The 21,487-nt window shown below is 68.1% G+C and carries 16 protein-coding genes; 11 read left to right on the top strand and 5 right to left on the bottom strand.

From position 1 onward, the window contains the following. Nucleotides 1-69: 69 nt before the first annotated feature. The 4 genes from VSR71_RS16495 (at nt 70) to VSR71_RS16510 (ending at nt 9,586) form a co-directional block, all read left to right on the top strand. The gene (locus tag VSR71_RS16495; RefSeq protein ID WP_342914929.1) at nt 70-1,578 is read left to right on the top strand and encodes an MdtA/MuxA family multidrug efflux RND transporter periplasmic adaptor subunit; all 1,509 of its coding nucleotides are present in this window, start codon (nt 70-72) and stop codon (nt 1,576-1,578) included. Nucleotides 1,579-1,587: 9 nt separating this feature from the next. Continuing rightward, nucleotides 1,588-4,710: an MdtB/MuxB family multidrug efflux RND transporter permease subunit gene (locus VSR71_RS16500; RefSeq protein WP_342914930.1), complete on the top strand. Its 3,123-nt coding sequence runs from the start codon at nt 1,588-1,590 to the stop codon at nt 4,708-4,710. Between the two features lie 2 nt (nt 4,711-4,712). Next, nucleotides 4,713-8,015, top strand: a complete 3,303-nt coding sequence (locus VSR71_RS16505; RefSeq protein WP_342914931.1) for an efflux RND transporter permease subunit — start codon at nt 4,713-4,715, stop codon at nt 8,013-8,015. A gap of 71 nt (nt 8,016-8,086) precedes the next feature. Beyond that, a complete protein-coding gene (locus VSR71_RS16510) occupies nt 8,087-9,586 on the top strand; it encodes an efflux transporter outer membrane subunit (protein WP_342915065.1) in 1,500 nt (499 codons plus the stop codon). Here the strand turns inward: VSR71_RS16510 and VSR71_RS16515 are convergent. Beyond that, nucleotides 9,583-10,485 (bottom strand): LysR family transcriptional regulator, encoded by a 903-nt coding sequence (locus tag VSR71_RS16515; RefSeq protein WP_029048134.1) that lies wholly within the window; start codon nt 10,483-10,485, stop codon nt 9,583-9,585. The two genes, VSR71_RS16510 and VSR71_RS16515, sit on opposite strands and share 4 nt — an antisense overlap. Before the next feature lie 114 nt (nt 10,486-10,599). Between VSR71_RS16515 and VSR71_RS16520 the strand changes: the two genes are divergently transcribed. The 7 genes from VSR71_RS16520 to VSR71_RS16550 all read left to right on the top strand — a co-directional run bounded on the left by VSR71_RS16520 (nt 10,600) and on the right by VSR71_RS16550 (nt 17,428). Further along, on the top strand, nt 10,600-11,055 hold the full coding sequence (locus tag VSR71_RS16520) for a PACE efflux transporter (protein ID WP_342914932.1): 456 nt from the start codon (nt 10,600-10,602) through the stop codon (nt 11,053-11,055). Nucleotides 11,056-11,188: 133 nt separating this feature from the next. Next, nucleotides 11,189-12,442 (top strand): flavin-dependent oxidoreductase, encoded by a 1,254-nt coding sequence (locus tag VSR71_RS16525; protein ID WP_342914933.1) that lies wholly within the window; start codon nt 11,189-11,191, stop codon nt 12,440-12,442. A gap of 266 nt (nt 12,443-12,708) precedes the next feature. Beyond that, nucleotides 12,709-13,860, top strand: coding sequence for an ABC transporter substrate-binding protein (locus tag VSR71_RS16530; RefSeq protein WP_342914934.1), 1,152 nt, complete (start codon nt 12,709-12,711; stop codon nt 13,858-13,860). Next, nucleotides 13,857-14,441 (top strand): MarR family winged helix-turn-helix transcriptional regulator, encoded by a 585-nt coding sequence (locus VSR71_RS16535; protein WP_342914935.1) that lies wholly within the window; start codon nt 13,857-13,859, stop codon nt 14,439-14,441. Before VSR71_RS16530 ends, VSR71_RS16535 begins: the two co-directional genes overlap by 4 nt. Before the next feature lie 44 nt (nt 14,442-14,485). Next, the gene (gene dacB / locus VSR71_RS16540) at nt 14,486-16,111 is read left to right on the top strand and encodes a D-alanyl-D-alanine carboxypeptidase/D-alanyl-D-alanine endopeptidase (RefSeq protein ID WP_342914936.1); all 1,626 of its coding nucleotides are present in this window, start codon (nt 14,486-14,488) and stop codon (nt 16,109-16,111) included. A 181-nt stretch (nt 16,112-16,292) separates the two neighbouring features. Continuing rightward, nucleotides 16,293-17,108, top strand: coding sequence for an AzlC family ABC transporter permease (locus VSR71_RS16545; RefSeq protein WP_342914937.1), 816 nt, complete (start codon nt 16,293-16,295; stop codon nt 17,106-17,108). Beyond that, the gene (locus VSR71_RS16550) at nt 17,105-17,428 is read left to right on the top strand and encodes an AzlD domain-containing protein (protein WP_342914938.1); all 324 of its coding nucleotides are present in this window, start codon (nt 17,105-17,107) and stop codon (nt 17,426-17,428) included. The genes VSR71_RS16545 and VSR71_RS16550 overlap by 4 nt, the downstream gene beginning before the upstream one ends. 11 nt (nt 17,429-17,439) lie before the next feature. On the opposite strand, the gene VSR71_RS16555 is transcribed toward VSR71_RS16550, so the two are convergent. From VSR71_RS16555 to VSR71_RS16570, 4 genes are all read right to left on the bottom strand, one after another. After that, nucleotides 17,440-18,429: an L-threonylcarbamoyladenylate synthase gene (locus VSR71_RS16555; protein WP_342914939.1), complete on the bottom strand. Its 990-nt coding sequence runs from the start codon at nt 18,427-18,429 to the stop codon at nt 17,440-17,442. A 31-nt stretch (nt 18,430-18,460) separates the two neighbouring features. After that, entirely contained in the window at nt 18,461-19,705 is a 1,245-nt protein-coding gene (locus VSR71_RS16560; RefSeq protein ID WP_342914940.1) for a 5-(carboxyamino)imidazole ribonucleotide synthase, read from the bottom strand. 41 nt (nt 19,706-19,746) lie between these two features. Next, a complete protein-coding gene (gene purE, locus VSR71_RS16565; protein WP_342914941.1) occupies nt 19,747-20,244 on the bottom strand; it encodes a 5-(carboxyamino)imidazole ribonucleotide mutase in 498 nt (165 codons plus the stop codon). A gap of 168 nt (nt 20,245-20,412) precedes the next feature. After that, nucleotides 20,413-21,321 (bottom strand): phosphoribosylaminoimidazolesuccinocarboxamide synthase, encoded by a 909-nt coding sequence (locus tag VSR71_RS16570; RefSeq protein WP_342914942.1) that lies wholly within the window; start codon nt 21,319-21,321, stop codon nt 20,413-20,415. Between the last annotated feature and the right edge of the window lie 166 nt (nt 21,322-21,487).

Below are 21,487 nucleotides of genomic sequence, written 5' to 3' on the forward strand. Positions count from 1 at the left end.
CACTTGCCGGCAGCACTTGCCGGCAGAACACCGCGGCGCGCCGGGCGCGCCGTACCCAGGATTGCGGACATGTCCAACCCCGAACAAGGCCAACCTAACCCTTCCCCGTCTTCGTCTTCCCGACCGCCCCTGCCGCCCGGCGGCACTCCACCGCGCAGGAACCGGCGCCGGCTGTATGCCGGCCTGCTGGTGCTGCTGCTGGCCGGGGGCGGCTGGTACTGGTATGCGCACCGCGGCGATGCCACCAAGGGCACCGCAGGCGGCCCCGGCGGCGCCAGCGGACCCGCTGCAGGAGGGCCTGGCGGTCCCGGCGGCCCGGGCGGGCGCGCCGGCATGCCGCGCTCGCCGGTGGTGGTGGCCACCGTGGCCCAGCGCGACATGGACGTGGTGCTCAACGGGCTGGGCAACGTGACTCCGGTCTCGAACGTGACCGTGCGCGCGCAGGTTTCCGGCCCGCTGTTGAAGGTGCTGTTCAAGGAAGGACAGATGGTCAAGGCCGGCGACGTGCTTGCCGAGATCGACCCGCGCCCGTTCCAGGCCGCGCTCGACCAGGCCGTGGGCCAGCTGGCGCGCGACCAGGCGCTGCTGCAGAACGCCAGGCTGGACCAGCAGCGCTACCGCACCTTGCTGGGACAGGATTCGATCTCCAAGCAGCAGGTCGATACCCAGGACGCGCTGGTGCGCCAGTACGAAGGCGTGGTCAAGACCGACCAGGGCAACGTCGCCAACGCCCGCCTGCAGCTGGGCTATACCAGGATCGTGGCGCCGGTGTCCGGCCGCATCGGCCTGCGCCAGGTCGATCCGGGCAATATCGTCAACACCAGCGACACCAACGGCATCGCGCTGATCACGCAGATCCAGCCGATCGCCGTGATGTACACCATCCCCGAGGACAACCTGCCGTCGGTGCTGAGGAAGCTCAACGCCGGCGAAAAGCTGCCGGTGCAGGCGTGGGACCGCCAGGTGCGCAACCAGCTGGGCGAAGGCGAGCTGCTGACCACCGACAACCAGATCGACACCACCACCGGCACCGTCAAGCTCAAGGCGGTCTTCCCCAATGAAGACGGCATGCTGTTCCCGAACCAGTTCGTCAACGTGCGTACGCGCGTGGACACGCTCAAGGACGCCACCGTGATCCCGGTGGCGGCGATCCAGCGCGGCCAGCAGGGCACCTTTGTCTACACCGTCGACGACGCAAGCAAGGTCAAGGTGCAGGTGATCACCCTCGGGCCTGGCGATGGCAGCCGCAATGCGGTGCTAAAGGGCCTGGAGCCCGGCCAGCGCGTGGTGGTCGATGGCGCCGACCGGCTCAAGGAAGGCATGACGGTGGAAGCGGTCGATCCGGCCGCGCGTGCCGCGGCGACGGTGCCGGCCAGCCAGCCGCGCGGGCGCGGCCGGCGCAACCGCGATGGCGCGGGCTGGGGCGGTGCCAGCGCGCCGCGCGGCGATGCCAGTGGCGCGGCGGCTAGCGGTGCATCCGGCGTGGCGGCGGAACAGCGCCGCCATCGTGAAGGCGGCGCCAGTGCCCCGGTTGCAGAAGGCCAGCGCCGCCAGCAGCAGCAGCAGCAGCAGCAGTAAGGACCACGCATGAACCCCTCACGCCTCTTCATCGAGCGCCCGGTCGCGACGGCGCTGCTGATGCTGGCCATCCTGCTTTCCGGGCTGGTGGCCTACCGGCTGCTGCCGCTGTCGGCGCTGCCGGAGGTCGACTACCCGACCATCCAGGTCACCACGCTCTATCCCGGCGCCAGCCCCGACGTGATGACGTCGTCGGTGACCGCGCCGCTGGAGCGGCAGTTCGGCCAGATGCCCGGCCTGAAGCAGATGTCGTCGTCCTCGTCGGGCGGCGCCTCGGTGATCACGCTGCAGTTCGAGCTGACGCTGCCGCTGGACGTGGCCGAACAGGAAGTGCAGGCCGCCATCAACGCCGGCAGCAACCTGCTGCCGTCCGACCTGCCGATGCCGCCGGTCTACAGCAAGGTCAACCCGGCCGACGCGCCGATCATGACCATCGCCATGACCTCCGACACCATGCCGCTGCCCAAGCTGCAGGACATGGTGGATACGCGCGTGGCGCAGAAGATCTCGCAGATCCAGGGTGTGGGCCTGGTCACCATCAGCGGCGGGCAACGCCCCGCGGTGCGCATCCAGGCCAACCCGACCGCGCTGGCGTCGCTCGGCATGTCGATCGACGACCTGCGCACCGCGATCGGCTCTGCCAACGTCAATGGCGCCAAGGGCAGCTTCGACGGCCCGCAGCGCGCCTCGACCATCGACGCCAACGACCAGCTGCGCTCCGCCGACGAATACCGCCAGATCATCCTGGGCTACAAGAACGGCGCGCCGATCCGCATCACCGACGTGGCCGAGATCATCGACGGCCCCGAGAACAGCCGCCTGGCCGCGTGGGCCAACGACAAGCCCGCGATCGTGCTGAACATCCAGCGCCAGCCCGGCGCGAACGTGATCGAGGTGGTCGACCGCATCAAGGCCCTGCTGCCGCAGCTGCAGAACGCGCTGCCGGCGTCGGTCCACGTGCAGCTGCTGACCGACCGCACCACCACCATCCGCGCCTCGGTCGAGGACGTGCAGTTCGAGCTGCTGCTGGCGATCGCGCTGGTGGTGCTGGTGATCTTCCTGTTCCTGCGCAATATCCCCGCCACCATCATCCCGGGCGTGGCGGTGCCGCTGTCGCTGGTGGGCACGTTCGGCGTGATGTACCTGGCCGGTTTCTCGATCAACAACCTGACGCTGATGGCGCTGACCATTGCCACCGGCTTCGTGGTCGACGATGCGATCGTGATGATCGAGAACATCATGCGCTACATCGAGAAGGGCGATTCGCCGATGCAGGCGGCGCTGAAGGGCTCCAGGCAGATCGGCTTCACCATCATCTCGCTGACCTTCTCGCTGGTGGCGGTGCTGATCCCGCTGCTGTTCATGGGCGACGTGGTCGGCCGCCTGTTCCGCGAGTTCGCCATCACGCTGGCGGTATCGATCCTGATCTCGGCGGTGGTGTCGCTGACGCTCACGCCGATGATGTGCGCGCGCCTGCTGCACCATGTGCCGGAGGAAAAGCTGTCGCGCTTCCACCGCGCCACCGGCCGCTTCTTCGACAACGTGATCGAGCGCTACGGACGCGGCCTGGAGTGGGTGCTCGATCGCCAGAAGGCAACGCTGATCGTCGCGGTGGCCACGCTGGCGCTGACCGTGCTGCTGTACCTGCTGGTGCCCAAGGGCTTCTTCCCGGTGCAGGATACCGGCGTGATCCAGGGCATCACCGAAGCCGCGCAGACCACCTCGTTCGGCGCCATGGCGCGCAAGCAGGAAGCGGTGGCCAAGGTGGTGATGCAGGACCCCGCGGTGGCGAGCCTGTCGTCGTTTATCGGCGTGGATGGCAGCAACACCACGCTCAACGCCGGGCGCATGCTGATCAACCTCAAGCCCAAGGGCGAGCGCGACCCGATCGACGTGGTCACGCAGCGCCTGCAGCAGTCGGTGCAGAGCCTCGGCGGCGTGTCGTTGTTCACGCAGCCGGTGCAGGACCTGACCATCGAGGACAAGGTCTCGCGCACGCAGTACCAGTTCACGGTGGAGGATCCCGATCCCGAGACGCTGGCGACATGGGTGCCGAAACTGGTGGAGCGCCTGCGCCAGGAGCCCGAGCTGCGCGACGTCACCAGCGACCAGCAGAACAACGGCCTGCGCGCCTATGTCGATATCGACCGCGACGCCGCGGCGCGCTTCGGCATCACCACCGCGGTGATCGACAGCGCGCTGTACAGCGCCTTCGGCCAGCGGCTGGTGTCGACCATCTTCACGCAGTCGAGCCAGTACCGCGTGGTGCTGGAGACCATGCCGGAATTCCGCAAGAGCCCGCAATCGCTGGCCGAGCTGCGCCTGCCCTCCTCTTCCGGCGGACAGGTGCCGCTGGGCGCATTCGCGCGCATCACCGAGCGCACCGGGCCGCTGGTGATCAACCACCAGGGGCAGTTCCCCGCGGCGACGATCTCGTTCAACCTGGCGCATGGCGAATCGCTCGGCGCCGCGGTCGACAAGATCACCAGGGTGGAACAGGAGCTGGGCCTGCCGATCTCGATGCAGACCAGCTTCCAGGGCGCGGCGCTGGCGTTCCGCGCGTCGCTGTCGAACACGCTGTGGCTGATCCTGGCCGCGGTGGTGACGATGTATATCGTGCTGGGCGTGCTGTATGAAAGCACCATCCACCCGGTCACGATCCTGTCGACGCTGCCGTCGGCCGGCGTGGGCGCGCTGCTGGCGCTGCTGGTGGCGGGAATGGACCTGGGCATCATCGCCATCATCGGCATCATCCTGCTGATCGGCATCGTCAAGAAGAACGCGATCATGATGATCGACTTCGCGCTCGAGGCCGAGCGCGAAGGCGGCATGACGCCGCGCGACGCGATCTTCCAGGCCTGCCTGCTGCGCTTCCGACCGATCCTGATGACGACGATGGCGGCACTGCTGGCGGCGCTGCCGCTGATGCTGGGCTCCGGCATCGGCAGCGAGCTGCGCCAGCCGCTGGGCGTGACCATGGTGGGCGGCCTGCTGCTCAGCCAGGTGCTGACGCTGTTCACCACGCCGGTGATCTACCTGGCGTTCGACCGCGTGGCGACGCGCGTGAAGGGCTGGCGCAAGCGCCGCTTCGGCGATCCGGAGGAAGGCGGCACGGGCGAGGAGCCGGTCTGACCATGAATCTTTCGGCTGCCTTTATCCATCGCCCGGTCGCGACCGCGCTGCTGACGCTCGGCATCCTGCTGGCCGGGCTTGCGGCACTGCGGCTGCTGCCGGTGTCGCCGCTGCCGCAGGTGGACTTCCCGACCATTTCGGTATCGGCGTCGCTGCCGGGCGCCAGCCCGGAAACAATGGCCGCCACCGTGGCGACGCCGCTGGAACGCGCGCTCGGCACCATCGCCGGCGTGACCGAAATCACCTCCAGCAGCTCGCTGGGCTCGACCCGCGTGACGCTGCAGTTCGACCTGTCGCGCAACATCGACGGCGCCGCGCGCGACGTGCAGGCGGCGATCAACGCCTCGCGCGCGACGCTGCCGACCAGCTTGCCCAACAACCCGACCTACCGCAAGGTCAACCCCGCCGACGCGCCGATCATGATCATCGCGCTGACCTCGCCGACGATGACGCGCGGGCAGCTCTACGATGCGGCCTCGACCATCCTCGCGCAGAAGCTGTCGCAGGTGGAAGGCGTGGGACAGGTCACGATCGGCGGCGCCTCCTTGCCGGCGGTGCGGGTCGAGCTGAACCCGACCGCACTGAACAACTACGGCATCTCGCTGGAGGATGTGCGCAACACCATCAGCGCGACCAACGCCAACCGGCCGCTCGGCACGCTGGAGAACGCCAGCAACAACTGGCAGGTCTACGCCAACGACCAGATGATGAAGGCGGAAGACTACATGCCGCTGATCGTTCGCTACGCCACGCCGGGCACGTACTCGTCGGCGTCGGCGGGGGCGCTGATCGCCAGCACCGCCAATGCGACGGCCAGCGGGGGCGTCAGCACCAAGGTGGTCAACGGCGTCACCGTGACCACGCTGACCACCAGCAGCGGCACCACCACCATCACCAGCGGCGCCACCGGGGGCACCAGCGCCACCAGCGGCCCCAACTCGTTCGCGGTGCCGGTGCGGCTGCGCGACGTGGCCAACGTGGTCGATTCGGTGCAGGACATCCGCAACGCGGGCTCGGCCAACGGCAAGCCGTCGGTGCTGCTGGTGCTGAACCGCTCGCCCGGCGCCAATATCATCGAGACCGTCGACCGCGTGCGCGAGATGCTGCCGAACCTGCAGAAGATGATCCCGGCGGCGATCTCGATGGACGTGATGATGGACCGCACGCCCACCATCCGCGCTTCGCTGCGCGAGGTCGAGCACACGCTGATGATCTCGGTGGCGCTGGTGATCATGGTGGTGTTCATCTTCCTGCGCAACGTGCGCGCGACCTTGATCCCCAGCGTGGCGGTGCCGGTCTCGCTGATCGGCACCTTCACGGTGATGTACCTGGCCGGGTTCTCGCTGAACAACCTGTCGCTGATGGCGCTGACGATCGCCACCGGTTTCGTGGTCGACGATGCCATCGTGGTGCTGGAGAATATCTCGCGCCATATCGAGGAAGGCATGAAACCGCTGGCGGCCGCGCTGCGCGGCGCGCGCGAGGTGGGCTTCACGGTGCTGTCGATGAGCCTGTCGCTGATCGCGGTGTTCATTCCGCTGCTGATGATGGGGGGCATCGTCGGGCGCCTGTTCCAGGAATTCGCGATCACGCTGTCGGTGGCGATCCTGGTGTCGCTGGTGGTGTCGCTGACCGCCACGCCAATGATGTGCGCGCGCCTGCTGCGTCCGGCCGAGCCGGAGCACCAGGGCCGCTTCTTCCGCGCGACCGAGCGCATGTTCCAGTGGCTGCACGACGGCTACGCGCGCTCGCTGTCGACGGCGCTGCGCTTCAGCCCGCTGGTGTGGCTGGTGCTGATCGCCACCATCGCGCTCAATGTCTGGCTGTACGTGATCGTGCCCAAGGGCTTCTTTCCGCAGCAGGACACGGGCCGGCTGATCGGCTTTATCCGCGCCGACCAGGCCACCTCGTTCCAGGCCATGCGCGGCAAGCTCGACAGCTTTATCAAGATCGTGCAGTCGGATCCGGCGGTGGACAACGTGACCGGCTTTACCGGCGGCTCGCAGCGCAACACGGGTCAGATGTTCGTCACGCTCAAGCCGCTGTCGGAACGCAAGGAGTCGGCCGACGCCATCATCGCGCGGCTGCGCGGCAAGCTGGCCAAGGAGCCCGGTGCGAGCCTGTTCCTGCAGCCGGTGCAGGACATCCGCATCGGCGGGCGGCAAAGCAGCTCGCAGTACCAGTTCACGCTGCAGTCCGATGACCTGGAGGTGCTGCGCGCGTGGGAACCCAAGGTGCGCGCGGCGCTGTCCAACCTGAAGGGGCTGGAGGACATCGACACCGACACCAACGACAAGGGCCTGCAGACCTCGGTGATCATCGACCGCGACGCGGCATCGCGCCTGGGGGTGACCGCGCAGCAGGTGGATGCGGTGCTGAACAATGCCTTCGGCCAGCGGCTGGTGTCGACCATCTACCATCCGCTCAACCAGTACCGCGTGGTGATGGAGCTGAGCCCCGAGTACCTGCAGGGCCCGAACGCGCTCAAGGACATCTACGTCGTCACCGGCAACGGCAACCGCGTGCCGCTGGCCGCGTTCGCGCGCGTGGTGCCGACCAGCACGCCGCTGGGCGTGAACCACCAGGGCCAGTTCGCGGCATCGACGATCTCGTTCAACCTGGCGGAAGGGACTTCGCTGTCGCAGGCGACCGATGCGATCCACCGCGAGATGGCGCGCATCGGCGTGCCTGAAACGCTGCGCGCCAATTTCCAGGGTGGCGCCAAGGCGTTCCAGGATTCGCTCAAGAGCCAGCCGGTCCTGATCCTGGCGGCGCTGATCACGATCTACATCGTGCTGGGCGTGCTGTACGAGAGCTACGTGCACCCTCTCACCATCCTGTCGACGCTGCCGTCGGCCGGCGTGGGCGCGCTGCTGGCGCTGATGGCGTCGAAGACGGACTTCAGCATCATCGCGCTGATCGGCGTGATCCTGCTGATTGGCATCGTGAAGAAGAACGCGATCATGATGATCGACTTCGCCATCGACGCCGAGCGTCGCGAAGGGCTGTCGCCGCGCGAAGCCATCTACCGCGCCTGCCTGCTGCGCTTCCGTCCGATCCTGATGACGACCATGGCCGCGCTGCTGGGCGCGGTGCCGCTGGCGATCGGCCGCGGCGACGGCGCCGAGCTGCGCGCGCCGCTGGGCATCTCCATTGTCGGCGGCCTGGTGGTGAGCCAGCTGCTGACGCTGTACACCACGCCGGTGGTCTACCTGACGCTGGACCGCTGGCGCCTGAAGGTCAAGGCCTGGCGCCAGCGCCGCCGCGGCGGTCGCGGCACGCCTGACCATCCGGCCGCTGTCTGAATTTGCAGAGATTCCACATGACTGTGTTTCACCCTGTGTCTAGCCTTGTAATTAGCCCTGTGTTTAGCAGGATGCTGACCTATGTGCTGCCGCTGCCGCTGGCGTGCGCGCTGCTGCTGGCCGGCTGCGCGGTCGGCCCCGACTACAAGCGTCCCGATGCGCCGGTGCCGGAAGCGTTCAAGGAAGCCACCGACACCACTTCCGATGCCAATGCCTGGCGCGGCGACTGGAAAACCGCCGAGCCACAGGATGCCATCGCGCGTGCCGACTGGTGGACCGTCTTCGGCGATCCGCAGCTCGACACGCTGATGTCGGAAGTGCAGATCTCCAACCAGAACATCAAGGCGGCGGAAGCGCAGTACCGGCAGGCGGTTGCTGCGCTGCAGGCGGCGCGCGCCGGCTTCTTCCCGACCGTCGATGCGCAGGCCGGTGCATCGCGCGCGCGTGGCGCCAGCGGCAATACGCTTAACGGTCAGAGCCTGACGCTGGGCGCAACCTGGGAGATCGACGTGTGGGGCCGCGTGCGCCGCCAGGTGGAAAGCAGCGAAGCCAGCGCGCAGGCAAGCCAGGCCGACCTGGCCTCGACGCTGCTGTCGACGCAGGCGACGCTGGCGCAGAGCTATTTCCTGCTGCGCGTGGCCGATGCGCAGAAGGCGCTGCTCGACCGCACCGTGGCCGACTACCAGAAGTCGCTGCAGCTGGTGCAGAACCAGTATGCCGCCGGCACCGCGCAACGCTCCGACGTGCTGCAGTCGGAGACCCAGCTCAAGAGCGCGCAGGCGCAGCAGATCGACATCCAGATCACGCGCGCGCAACTGGAGCATGCCATCGCCGTGCTGGTCGGCAAGCCGCCCGCAGCGTTGTCGCTGGCCGCGGACGATTTCCGCGAGGCGCCGCCGCGCGTGCCTGGTGCGGTGCCGTCGGAGCTGCTGGAGCGCCGGCCCGACATCGGCGCGGCCGAGCGCCGCATGGCGTCCGCCAACGCGCAGATCGGCGTGGCGCAGGCCGCTTACTACCCGACGCTGTCGCTGTCGGCCAGCGGCGGGCTGACCGCCAGCACGCTGGCGCGCTGGATGTCGCTGCCGGACCGCATCTGGTCGATCGGCGGCGGGCTGGCCGGCACGCTGTTCGACGGCGGCCTGCGCAGCGCGGCCAAGGCGCAGGCCGTGGCCGCCTACGACCAGACCGTGGCCAATTACCGCCAGACCGTGCTGTCGGCGTTCCAGGAAGTGGAGGACAACCTTGCCGCGCAGCGGCTGCTGGAGCAGGAAGCGGTGGTGCAGAACGACGCGCTGCGCTCCGCGCGCGAGGCATTGGTGCTGGTCAACAACCGCTACCGCGCCGGCACCGCGGGGCTGCTAGACGTGCTGACCGCGCAGACCGCGGCCTACACCGCAGAGCGCACCGCGCTGACGATCGCGGGACGCCAGTACACGGCGGCGGTGGTGCTGATCAAGGCGCTGGGCGGCAACTGGCATCCGCAGGCGCTGGATGGCGCGACCGGCAGCACGCCCGCCGGCGCCGCACCAGCCGCAATCGCCGCACCCGCCACGACAGTCGGCCAGCGCTAGGCGCCGCGCTGCGGCGCGTTCGGCAACGGCTGCGCGCAGATGCGCTCGCGCAGCCAGGTGGCGGCCTTGCCCAGCGGCCGCTGCTTGTGCCACACCAGTTCCATCGCCACCGGCCAGTCCTGCTGCTGGAACGCCAGCGGCGGCGACACCAGCTGCGCCGCGGCCGGCGAGTTGGCCACCACGTGCCACGGCACGAATGCCCAGCCCAGCCCGCGCTTCACCAGCTCGACGATGACCCACTGGCTCTCCACCCACCACACGTCCGCCGCCACGCGCAGGCGCATCTTCTCTTCGCTGTCGGTACGTGTCGCGACCATCAGTTGGCGGTAGCGCTTCAGCTCTTCCCAGTCCACCCGCTGCGACGCCAGCGGATGGTCGGGCGCGCACAGGATCTGCATCGGCATCCAGCCCAGCGCATGGAAGCCCAGTTCGGGCGGCAGCACTTCCTGCCGCCACATGATGCCGAGATCGGCGCCGCCCTCGAGCACCAGCCGGCTGACGTCTTCCATCAGGGGAAACAGCACTTCCAGCTCGACCGCCGGAAAGCGGCCGGAAAACGCTTCAAGCAGCTGGCCCAGCGTTTCTTCCGGGTAGAGCTCGTCGACGGCGAGCACCAGCCGCGTCTCCACACCCTCGCCCAGGCTCTTGGCCACGCCGCGAAAGTGCTCGCAGCGCTCCAGGATCACGCGCGCTTCCGCCAGCAGCCGCTCGCCGGCCGGGGTCAGCACCGGATAGCGGCCGGTGCGGTCGAACAAGGCGTTGCCGACATCGATCTCCAGGTTCGACACGGCGGCGCTGACCACTGACTGGGCCTTGCCGAGCCGGCGCGCGGCGGCGGAAAAAGAGCCGGCTTCGGCAGCAGCGACGAAAGCCTGGAGTTGGTCCAGCGAGAGACTCATGCGATGCCCTTTTTCAATATCTATCGGTTTTGACGATAGTATCCAACTTGGCAATCCCTGCAAAGCAGATAGACTCGGCCCGGTCTGAATTTTTGCCTAGCAGGAGAAATAACCATGCGCACTACCCGGGACCGGATCCGCCACGCCGTTGGCTTCGAGGTTGTCGGCCTGCTGATCTTCGCGCCGCTGGCCAGCTGGGCCTTTGGCTACGAGCTGCACGAGATGGGCGTGATCGGCGCGGTCGCCTCGCTGATCGCGACCGGCTGGAACTACCTGTACAACCTCCTGTTCGACAAGGCCATGCTGCGCATCACCGGGCAGGTCCGCAAATCGGTCATGGTGCGGGTGCTGCACGCGATCCTGTTCGAGATGGGCCTGCTGGTGGTGTTTTTGCCGGCGCTGGCCTGGTACCTGAATATCAGCCTGATCGACGCGCTGATCATGGATATCGCCGTGGCCGTCTTCTACATGGTCTACGCGCTGGTGTACAACTGGCTTTACGACATCGTTTTCCCGGTGCCGTCGCTGAAGCAAGCCGCCGCCAGGCCCGACGGCGTGGCGGCCGGCTGAGGCCGGGTTTTTCCTGACCCCGGACAGCCCGCTCCGGGGGTTCCCCGCCTTGCCCAGCGGACGCGAATTGTTATACTCCATAACAAATTCGACGACATGGCGCGTGCGTGCGCGCCGCAAGCGGGGAGACAACATGAAGATCGCAATCGCCGGTGGCGGCATCGGCGGGCTGACGCTGGCGCTGCTGTGCCACCGCCACGGCATCGACGCCGAAGTCTGGGAAGCCAGCGAATCGCTGCGCCCGCTGGGCGTGGGCATCAACCTGCTGCCGCACGCGGTACGCATCCTGTCCGAGCTTGGCCTGCGCGACGCGCTGGCCGAACTCGCGATCGAGACCTCGTCGCTCTCCTACTACAACAAGCTGGGCCAGCGCATCTGGCATGAACCGCGCGGGCTGGCGGCGGGCTATGACTGGCCGCAGTTCTCGATCCATCGCGGCGAGTTCCATATGTTGCTGCATCGCACCGTGGTCGAGCGGCTGGGTGCCGATGCCATCCACACCGGGCATGCGTTCGAGACCGTGCTCGATACCGGCGCGCGCGGGCCGGCGCGTTTCGGCCTGCGCCGCCGCGGCGATGGCGCCGAGGTCGAAGCCAGCGCCGACGTGCTGGTCGGCGCCGACGGCATCCACTCCGCGGTGCGCCGCCACTTCTACGCCACCGGCGATGCACCGCGCTTCTCGCGCCGCATGCTGTGGCGCGCGGTCACCGAGGCGCCCCCCTATCTCGATGGGCGCTCGATGTTCATGGCCGGGCACCAGGACCAGAAGTTCGTCGCCTATCCCATCTCCGAGCCGCTGCGACGCCAGGGCCGCTCGCTGGTCAACTGGATCGCCGAACTGCGCGTACCCGACAGCGTGCCGGACACCCCGCCGCGCAGCGACTGGAACAAGCAGGTCGACAAGTCGGTGTTCCGGGCCCGGTTTGCCGGCTGGCAGTGGGACTGGATCGACATCCCCGCGCTGATCGACGGCGCCGGGGCGATCTATGAATTTCCGATGGTCGACAAGGACCCGCTGCCGCGCTGGACCTTCGACCGCATCACGCTGCTGGGCGACGCCGCGCACCCGATGTATCCGATCGGCTCGAATGGCAGCGCGCAGGCGATCCTGGATGCGCGCTACCTGCTCGACAGCCTGCTGGGCACGCAAGACACGGCTTACGCGCTGCGCGAATACGAGGCCGAGCGCCTGCCGCGCACCGCGGGTATCGTGCTGCGCAACCGCATGAACGGGCCGGAGCAGGTGATGCAGCTGGCGGAGGAACGCGCGCCGCAGGGGTTCCACGATGTCGAGCAGGTGATTCCGCGCGCCGAGCTGGAAGCGATTTCGCTGCGGTACAAGCAGTTGGCCGGGTTCGACCGGCAGTCGATGCAGGGAACGAAGTAGATCGGAGGCCAACGGTTTGGGATGCCCCCAAGCCGCCCGAACTAGCCTAAGCAAGGTGTTCCCCCTCTCCCCTCATGGGGAGAGGGCCGGGGTGAGGGGTGGGCTAGCAAGGCACCACATCAAGCAAGGCCAGCGGTTTTATCCCACGGACTCAGCCTTTGACCCGCCTGCCCTCCCCCCCTGCCCCTCTCCCGCAAGCGGGGGAGGGGAGCAAACCGTCAGGAATTGAAAACCCATAAGATCATTCAGCATCGAGGAGAACAACCATGGCGCCCCCAACCCCTGCCAGGCTCACCCGCCTCGCACTTGTCATCGCCGCGACCTTCACCGCCACCGCCGCACTGGCCGATATCACCGTCGGCGTCAGCCTGTCGACGACGGGCCCGTCCGCTTCGCTCGGCATCCCGCAGAAGAACTCGATGCCGTACCTGCCGCAGAAGATCGGCGGCGAGGCGGTGCGCTACATCGTGCTGGACGATGCCTCCGATCCTACCCAGGGCGCCAAGGTCGCGCGCCGCTTCGTGTCCGAGGACAAGGTCGACATCATCCTCGGCTCGTCCGCGGTCGCGCCGTCGATCGCCATTGCCGAGGTCGCCGAGGAAAGCCAGACCGTCCAGCTGGCCTTCTCGCCGATCGAGCTCAAGCCCGGCCGGGGTGCCTGGACCTTCCGGCTGGCGCAGCCGGTGCGGCTGATGGCCAACGCCGTCGCCGCCACCGCCAAGACCAGGGGCGTCAAGACCATCGGCTTTATCGGCTTTGCCGACGCCTACGGCGAAACCTGGCTGAAGGATTTCACCGACGCCGCCACCGCCAATGGCCTGCGCCTGATCGCCACCGAGCGCTATGGCCGCGCCGATACCAGCGTGACCGCGCAGGCCATCAAGCTGATCGCCGCCAAACCCGACGCCATCCTGATTGCCGGCGCCGGCACCGGTGCTGCGCTGCCGCACACCACGCTGCGCGAGCGCGGCTACGGCGGCGCCATCTACCAGACCCACGGCGCCGCCACCAAGGACCTGATCCGCATCGGCGGACGCCTGGTCAATGGCGCGATCCTGCCGGCGGGGCCGGTGATCGTGCCGGAGCAGCTGGCAGCCGGCGATCCGGTACGCAAGCCGGGACTCGACTACGTCACCCGCTACGAGAAGCAATATGGCGCCGAGTCGCGCACGCAGTTCGGCGCGCATGCCTACGACGCCGGGCTGGTGCTGGAGCGGATCGTGCCGGTGGCGCTGAAAAGCGCCAGGCCGGGGACGCAGGCCTTCCGCCAGGCGCTGCGCCAGGCGCTGGAGAGCGAAAAGGACATCGTGGTGTCGCACGGCGTGCTCAATTACAGTGGGCAAGACCACTATGGCTTTGACCAGCGCGGCCGCGTTATGCTGACAATCGACAACGGCAACTGGAAACTACTGCAATGATCCCCGACGCATCCGGTGCATCCGACGCACCCGCCGCGGCAAGCAAGACTGGCAGCACGCACACCGCCAGCGCGCGACGCAAGCCGCGCGAGCCGCTTGCGCCGGATCCGGCGGTGGCCGACGGCGGCTTCGATCCGCATGTGCCGAATGTCGACTATGGCGTGCTCGACAGGCTGATCGGCTACGCCATCCGCCGCGCACAGATCCGCATCTACGAGGATTTCGTGCTGTCGCTGTCGCAATGGCAGATCACCCCGCCGCGCTTCTCTGCGTTGGTGATCATCTCGCGCAATCCACACCTGAAGCTGACCGAGCTGGCGCGCATCCTGGGCATCGCGCGCTCGGGCGCGGTGCTGCTGGTCGATGCGCTGGAAGAGATGAACCTGGTCGCGCGCCGCCCGGCGGCGGGCGACCGGCGCGCCTACAGCCTGGTGCTGACGCCATCGGGCCGCAAGACGCTGGACGCTGCCACCCGCGCGGTGGTCGAGCATGACGCGCATGTGGGCAGCGCGCTGTCCGACAGCGACCAGGCCACGCTGAAATCGCTGCTGTCCCGGCTGGCGCCGCCGCGCGCCGGCTGAGCGCCACGCTGCTGTCATCCGGCAGGCGCTTGCCATGCGTTAACATGGCCGCCATGCCAAGAACAACCGCCACGCGAACCGCATCGCGACCTGGCGCGCTGCTGCGCCGCCTGTCGCCCCTTCTTGCCGCCGCCTTGCTGATGGCCGGCGGTGCTGTCATCGAGCCGGCGCTGGCCAAGCCGCCGGCCAAGGCACAGAAATCCCAGAAGGTCCAGAAAGGCGCGAAAGCACAGAAGGACCAGATTGCCGGCAAGGCGGCAAAAGCCACGCGTTCCGCCGATGCCGGCCTGGTGCAGGCCGGCGTGCCGGCGCAGGTGGCGGCGGCCCTGCGCCGCGCCGGCGTGCCGGCTTCGGCCGCGAGCTTCTACGTGGTCAGGCTGGGCGCACCCGGCGCGCGCGCCAGCTGGAACGCGCAGCAGCCGATGAATCCGGCCTCGACCATGAAGCTGGTCACCACCTTCGCCGGCCTGCAGCTGCTCGGACCCGACTACCGCTGGCAGACCGCGCTCTACGCCGACGCGCAGCCTGGCTTCGACGGCACCGTCAACGGCAACGTCTACCTGCGCGGCCGCGGCGATCCCAAGCTGGTGCCGGAGGAAATGGCCAAGCTGGTCGGCAGCGCCCGCGCCGGCGGCGCCACCGCCATCAACGGCGACCTGGTGCTGGACCGCAGCTATTTTGCCGACGGCCTGGACGGCAACGGCACCATCGACGGCGAAGTGCAGCGCGCCTACAACGTCGGCCCCGATGCCCTGCTCTATGCCTTCAAGACGCTGTCGTTCACGCTGACGCCGGATCCCGTCACGCAGACGGTGGCGGTCAGCGTCACGCCAGAGCTGGCGCAACTCAAGCTCGACAACCAGCTGGCTCTGACCAACGGCCGCTGCGGCGACTGGCAAAGCCGCGCCACCCCCAGCGTGCAGCCGCAGACCGACGGCACCGTGCTGGCATCGTTCGCCGGCGACTATTCGAGCGACTGCGGCGAGCACGTGCTCAATATCGCCACGCTGTCGCACGCGGAATTCACCTGGGGCGGCTTCGTCGCCGAATGGCAGCGCGCAGGCGGGCGTTTTACCCATCTGCCGGCGTTGCGCAGCGGCAAGGTGCCGCGCGGCGCGGTGCTGCTGGCGCGCCACTATGGCCTGCCGCTGTCCGACATCGTGCGCGACATCAACAAGTTTTCCAACAACGTGATGGCGCGCCAGCTGTTCCTGACCATCGGCGCCGAGCTGGACCGCGGCGGCCCGGCCAGCCCCGAGCGCTCGATCCGCGTGGTGCGGCAGTGGCTGACAAAGCAGGGTCTGGACATGCCCGGGCTGGTGCTGGACAACGGCTCCGGCCTGTCGCGCGAGGAACGCATCAGCGCCTACGACATGGCGCGCCTGCTGCAGCAGGCCGCGGCCAGCAACGTCGGCCCGGTGCTGGTCGATTCGCTGCCGGTGCTGGGCGTCGACGGTACGCTGCGCAACCGGCTGACCGGCGCCAATGCGGCCGGCAGCGGCTACCTCAAGACCGGCACGCTGGTCGACGTGCGTGCGCTGGCTGGTTATGTCGACGCGGAAGACGGCAACCGCTACGTGCTGGTGAGCATGATCAACCACCCCAACGCCTCGCAGGCGCGGGAGGCGCACGACGCGCTGATGCAGTGGGTGTATCGCGGAGCGCCCTGAGATTGCGCCCGCCGTGCTACGCCGCGTGGCCTGCCACCAACGCCGGCGCTTCATTTTGTTAAGCGTCTACTTACCAGGACGCGTTCCGACCCTATAATGCCAGGGTGCCGGCCGCGTCCTGCGGCGGCAGCTTTCCGGGCCGGCCCTCGGCCCCGGGCCTGCATCGCCCCATTCCTTTGACATGACTTCCCGACAACCCTCGTTGTGGTTGCGCTTCTGGCATCGCTTCGCACCCGCCGAACGCGACGGCTTCATGGCCGGCGCGCGCCGCTTTGCCCCATCCCTTCCCGCGGTGTTTTCCTGGGGGCTGGTGACCGGCGTGGCGATGAGCAAATCGGTGCTGACCGTGCCCGAAGCCATCGGCATGTCGCTGCTGGTCTACGCCGGCTCGGCGCAGCTGGCGGTGCTGCCGCTGTTCGCCGCCGGGCTGCCGCTGTGGACCATCTGGCTGACCGCGGCCATGGTCAACCTGCGCTTCGTCATCTTCAGCGCCGCCATGCAGCCGCACTTCAGCTACCTGACGCTGGCGCGGCGCACGGTGCTGGGGTTCTTCAACGGCGACCTGCATTTTGTCTACTTCCTGCAGAAGTATTCGACGCCGGGCTATGAGCCCGGCAAGGAAGGTTACTTCTGGGGCATGGCGCTGACCAACTTTGCGATGTGGCAGGTGTCGTCGATCCTCGGCATCGTGCTGGCGAGCCTGTTTCCCGACAGCTGGGGGCTGGGGCTGGCGGGCACGATGGCGCTGATCCCGGTGATGATCGCCACCATCAATTCGCGCTCGACGCTGATGGCTGTGGTGATTTCGGCGGTGCTGGCATTGTTGTGCTTTGACCTGCCGTACCGGCTCGGGCTGGTGGTGGCGGTGGTCGGTGCGATTGCAGCGGGCATGGCCAGCGACGAGCTGGCGGCTCGGGCTACGCTGCGGGGTATCCGCCAGCGCAAGTCCCCCCCGATCGGCAATGCGGCTGAGACGCCGCCGGGAGACCGGGCATGAGCCATGCCGAGATCTGGATCGCGCTGGTTGGCATGGCGGTGGTCACAGTGCTGACGCGCGCGTTGTTCCTGATGGCCGGCGAGCACGTCTCGGTGCCTGACCGCATCCAGCGAGCGCTGCGTTACGCGCCCGCAGCGGCGCTAGCGGCAATCATCCTGCCCGACCTGATGACGTGGCAGGGGCATTTCACCGTGGCGTTGTCAAACTACAAGCTGGTGGCGGGGGTGGTGGCCACAGCGTTCTACCTGCTGACGCGGCGGATGGTGGGGATGATTGCGGTGGGTATGGCGGTTTATACGGCATTGCGGTTATTGGGGTGAGGGCTCCCGCTTCAGCCCCCGAACGCCGCAGCCGCTCTCTCCAGCCGATCCCGCACCCCGGCCCAATCCTGCCCTTCAGGTAACGTCTCGAACACCAGCTGCGAATAGCCCTGCTTGTCGAGCTTGCGCAGCAACCGATACAGCTCCTGCGCATACGCGGCAGCATCGGCCGGCGCCTGCACCCACGTGCAGCGCTGATCCGCCAGCGGCGCGCGTCCTACCCACGCCACGCGCGCATCGGCCGGCAGGGCGACCAACCGCGCGGCAGCCGCCTGCGCATCCGCCAGCAACAAGGGCGTGTGCGGCGCGTAATGGGCCTTCAGGGTGCCTGAAGCGCGTGGCGCGGCAGCATCGGGCGGCAAGGGCGCCTCGCCCAGTACCTGCGCCAGCATCCCCACCGTGACGGCACCGGGTCGCAGCAAGACCGGCCCGACGCCGGCGCTCAGGCGCGACAGGTCGACGATGGTCGATTCAATCCCGACCTCGACCCCATCGCCTTCCAGCACATAGACCGCGTCGCCGAATTCATCCCGCACATGCTGCGCGGTGGTCGGGCTCACCTGCCCGAACTTGTTCGCCGAAGGCGCCGCAACCCCGCCGCGCCCACGCTTGAAGCGCGCCAGCAGCGCCTGCGCCACCGGATGCGACGGGCACCGCAGGCCAATGCTGTCCTGCCCCCCCGCCACCGCGGCATCGATATGCGAAGCGCGCTTCAGGATCAGTGTCAGCGGCCCCGGCCAGAACGCATCGATCAGCTTCTGCGCGGCTTCCGGGACCTCGTCGGTCCAGTAGCTGATATCGGCGCCATCGACCACATGCACGATCACCGGGTGGTTGGACGGCCGCCCTTTCAGCGCAAAGATGCGGCCGACCGCCTCGGGATTTTCGGCGTCGGCGCCGAGCCCGTAGACCGTCTCGGTCGGGAAAGCGACCAGTTGCCCCGCCTCGAGCAGGCGGACGGCTTCATCGAGTTCAGCAGCCGTGGGCATTCGCGGCGACATCGTGTTCCTTGCGTCGAATCAGAGCGGGATATCAGAGGGGGATATGCAGTGCCTGCGCGGCGGCGGCAAAGGCCGCGTCGGCCGCTTCGGCATGCTCGCCGATGCAGTTGACATGCCCCATCTTGCGCGACGGACGCGCATCGTTCTTGCCGTACAGGTGCAGCTTGGCGCCGGGCTGCGCCACCACCTCGTCCCACGCGGGCGTACGTTCAAGCCCGAACTCGAACCACACATCGCCCAGCAGGTTCAGCATCTTGCCGGCCGAATGCTGGCGCGTGCTGCCCAGCGGCAGGCGGGCCATGGCGCGCACCTGCTGCTCGAACTGGCTGGTCTCGCACGCATCCATGGTGATGTGGCCCGAGTTGTGCGGGCGCGGCGCCATTTCGTTGGCGACCAGCGAGCCGTCGGTCAGCACGAAGAACTCGATGCACAGCACGCCGACATAGCCCATTTCCGTGGCAATGGCGGCAGCCGCGGCGCGGGCGCGGTCGGCGATCTCGGGCGAGACGCTGGTGGAGGGCATTTCCGTCGAGAACAGGATGCCGTCGCGATGCACGTTCTCGGCCAGCGGCCAGGTCGCGGTGGAACCATCCGCGGCGCGCGCGGCCAGTACCGAGACTTCATAGGCCAGCGGCAGCATCCGTTCCAGTACGCACGGCACGTGCTGCATCGCCTTCCATGCTGCGCGCACGTCGTCGCGCGTCTTGACGCGGGCCTGGCCCTTGCCGTCGTAACCCATGCGCGCGGTCTTGAGGATGCCGGGCAGCACGTGGTCGGGCAGCTGGTCGACGTCGGCGTCGTGCTGGATCACCCAGTGCGGGGCCGTCGGCACGCCGGTGCGCTCGGCGCATGCGGCGAAGAACTTCTTCTCGCCGATGCGGTTCTGAGCGATCGACACGCAGTAGCCGCGCGGCGCGACAAACGAACCCAGCTGCTCCAGGCGGTCCAGCGACAGCGACGGCACGTTCTCGAATTCCGTGCTCACCGCCTGGCACAGCTTGGCCACCTCGGCCAGCGCGGCCTCGTCGGTGTACTGGGCGCAGATATGCTTGTCAGCCACCGCGCCCGCCGGGCTGTCCTGGTCGGGATCGAGCACGCACACGCGATAGCCCATCGCCTGCGCCGCATGCGTGAACATGCGGCCGAGCTGGCCGCCGCCCAGCATGCCCAGCCACGCGCCGGGCAGGATGGGCGCGTCGGGACGGTCGACGCCGAACTCGGCGCGCGATTCCGGCGTGTGGGCTTCGGAGAGGTAGGGATGGATATCGGTCGGCATTGCTCGGTTCCGTGTGGGTCCGGAGAATTACAGCGGCAGCATTACAGCGGCAAAGTCATGGCGCGCGCGGCTTCGGTCTGCTTCGCGCGGAAAGCTTCCAGCGCGGCGGCCAGCGCGTCATCGGTGGTCGCCAGCGAGGCGATGGCATGCAGCGCGGCATTGGCGGCGCCTGCTTCACCGATGGCGAAGGTGGCGACCGGCACGCCCTTGGGCATCTGCACGATCGACAGCAGCGAATCCTCGCCGCGCAGGTACTTCGACGGCACCGGCACGCCGAACACCGGCACGATGGTCTTGGCGGCAATCATGCCCGGCAGGTGCGCGGCACCGCCGGCGCCGGCGATGATGGCGCGGATGCCGCGGCTGCGCGCGGTCTCGGCATAGCGGAACATGTCATCGGCCATGCGGTGGGCGGACACCACCTGGGCTTCGAACGGCACGCCGAAATCCTTCAGCATGGCCACCGCGTGCTGCATCACGTCCCAGTCGGAACTGCTGCCCATCACGACGCCGACCAGCGGCTTGTCTTGCTTGCTCACGTTTGATCCTTGCTTGTTTGCTCCCCTCTCCCGCTTGCGGGAGAGGGGCCGGGGGTGAGGGCCATGCGCCTCTCGACGCGTGGTGCCATGCCAACCACCGCTCACCCTACCCTCTCCCCATGCGGGGAGAGGGGAACGCAGTCGGCTTACGGGAAGCCGGTGGAAACCTTACTTCAATTCTTCGCCCGTCAGGCGCGTCAGCGCCTCGCGATACTTCGCCGCGGTCTTCTCGATCACGTCATCCGGCAGCTGCGGCGCCGGGGCGGTCTTGCCCCACGGCTTGCCGTCGATGCGCACGGCTTCCAGCCAGTCGCGCACGAACTGCTTGTCGAACGACGGCGGGTTGGTGCCGACCTGGTACGAATCGGCCGGCCAGAAGCGCGAGGAATCGGCGGTCAGCACTTCGTCCATCAGCGTCAGCACGCCGTTGTCGTCCAGGCCGAACTCGAACTTGGTGTCGGCAATGATGATGCCGCGCGTGGCGGCAAATTCAGCCGCTTCCTTGTACAGGCGGATCGAGATCTCGCGCATCTGGCGCGCCAGCGCGATGCCGATGCGGGCTTCGACCTCGGCGAACGAGATGTTCTCGTCGTGCTCGCCCATCTCGGCCTTGGCGGCCGGGGTGAAGATCGGCTCGGGCAGCTTCTGCGCGTTCTGCAGGCCGGCGGGCAGCGCGATGCCGCACACCTTGCCGGTGGCCTGGTAGTCCTTCCATCCGCTGCCGGCAAGGTAGCCGCGCACCACGGCTTCGACCAGGATCGGCTTCAGGCGCTTGACCACCACGGCGCGGCCCTTGACCTGCTCCACTTCCTCGGGCGCGACCACGGTTTCGGGCTCGATGCCGGTCTCATGGTTCGGCACGATGTGCGCCAGCTTCCTGAACCAGAAGTCGGCCATCTGGTTCAGCACGCGGCCCTTGTCGGGAATCGGCTCGCCCATGATGACGTCGAAGGCCGACAGGCGGTCGGTGGTGACGATCAGCAGCTTGTCGGCGCCGACGGCGTAGTTGTCGCGCACCTTGCCGTGGCCCAGCAGCGGCAGCGAGTTGATGGAGGACTGGTAGAGAGCGTTGGACATGATGTAGTTGGCGAATCGCCGTCCGGTTTGCTCCCCTCTCCCGCTCGCGGGAGAGGGGCTGGGGGAGAGGGGGAGCGCATCAACGGACACCGTGGCACGGGCAACCGCCTGCCCTCTCCCCCGACCCCTCTCCCGCGAGCGGGAGAGGGGAGAAAACAATGCGGGG

Source organism: Cupriavidus oxalaticus, assembly GCF_038900635.1.
Classification (GTDB): Bacteria; Pseudomonadota; Gammaproteobacteria; order Burkholderiales; family Burkholderiaceae; genus Cupriavidus; species Cupriavidus oxalaticus_B.